This is a genomic window from Brevibacterium sp. ZH18 (assembly GCF_022748595.1).
GTDB lineage: Bacteria > Actinomycetota > Actinomycetes > Actinomycetales > Brevibacteriaceae > Brevibacterium.
The window spans coordinates 1-1,032 of record NZ_JALDSX010000105.1; the positions used below are offsets into that span (position 1 = coordinate 1).

General features: G+C 60.9%; 1 protein-coding gene. It reads right to left on the reverse strand.

Features of this window, described 5'->3' with window-relative positions; genetic code table 11:
• Window positions 1-911, reverse strand: a 911-nt coding sequence (locus MPN20_RS17115; protein ID WP_242784065.1) for an ISL3 family transposase, incomplete at its 3' end; no start/stop codon positions are given.
• Window positions 912-1,032: the final 121 nt, after the last annotated feature.

Genomic DNA, 1,032 nt, shown 5'->3' on the forward strand with positions numbered 1-1,032 from the left:
TTGGTCGTGAGCAAACTGGTACCCGTATGCAGAGTCCTCCGCGCCCGATACAACGGATCCGCAGCTCGTCCCCGATGCCCAGTTGTCTCCTGCTGGACGCGACGACGAGCTTCGTCAAGGGCATCACCAGCAAGCTTGACGACGTGGAAGGGGTCCATGACTTCCACAGCATCGGGAAGTTCCTCCGCGGCTGCGGTCTTGAATCCAGAGAATCCGTCCATCGCGACGACTTCGATCCCATCACGCCAGGCCTTCGGGCGTGCGGCTAACCATTGCTTGAAGACTTGCTTCGACCGTCCAGGGACCATGTCGAGTAGGCGTGCAGGTCCCGTGGCCTGGCTGATCGGGGTGAGGTCGATGACGACGGTGACGTATTTGTCTCCCCGGCGAGTGTGGCGCCACACGTGCTCATCGACACCAATGACAGACACACCGTCGAAACGATTCGGATCATTGATCAGCAGCCGGTGCCCTTCGGCCAGAACCGCGGAATTCGCGGTATGCCAGGACACCGCGAGCTTGTCAGCGATCCCGGACACGGTGTCGTGATCAACGACGAGAGCACGCAGTGCCCAATCGAGTCCGGACCGGGAGATCTTTGCCCGGGCTGGTGCCGCGGTCGTGGTGTCCTGGCGCCACACGTGGCCGCATTCGATGCACTTGTAGCGACGCACTCGAATGTGGAGTGTCGTGGGCCGGTGGCCGAAGGGTTCATGTGCCAGCCGCCGCAGAACGGTGTCGCGGATTTCGCCGTGGCCGCCACACCGGCGGCACCAGTTATCGGTGGTGTTCGGCCGGCATTTCAGGATGGCGTTTTTGGCGGTGATGTGTTGGCCGATGCAGGTGAGGTCGAGGTCGTTGAGTCGGCAAAATGTCGTGAGGTCCGGGGTCGAGAAAGTAGGCTTGGCCACGTCGAGGTCTTCCGTGTGGATTGTGTAGGAACTTCCATCATCGGAAGACCTCGACGTCTATCCGGGCAGCGACTCGCTGTGTTTGAAGATCACTGACCTACACTCTCGTTTACGAAGAGCC